The organism is Citrobacter sp. TBCS-14 (genome assembly GCF_005280805.1).
In the GTDB taxonomy this organism is placed as follows: Bacteria; Pseudomonadota; Gammaproteobacteria; order Enterobacterales; family Enterobacteriaceae; genus Citrobacter; species Citrobacter gillenii.
In genome coordinates this window covers 1-211 of sequence record NZ_SZWM01000312.1, presented here as the reverse complement: position 1 = coordinate 211, position 211 = coordinate 1, and the positions used below count along the sequence as shown (strand labels likewise).

Annotated in this window: 1 protein-coding gene; it reads left to right on the top strand. The window is 54.0% G+C overall.

Features of this window, described 5'->3' with window-relative positions:
• The coding region (locus FDX22_RS15265; RefSeq protein WP_304571766.1) for an NAD(P)-dependent oxidoreductase at window positions 1-211 on the top strand (211 nt) is incomplete at both ends.

Here is a 211-nt window from a genome sequence, read left to right as displayed (position 1 = left end):
CTGCAAATGCAGGAGTATGCGGTGAGTCAGGTGTTGCACTGGTTCCGCCGCTTTGATTACTATCAGGCATTAAAATCCCAGGCGAAGTGGCAGCCGTTGCAAGAGTACACCCGTGATGAATTTACCATCGGCATCATGGGAGCTGGTGTATTAGGGGCTAAAGTGGCAGAGAGCCTGCAGGCATGGGGGTTCCCACTGCGTTGTTGGAGCC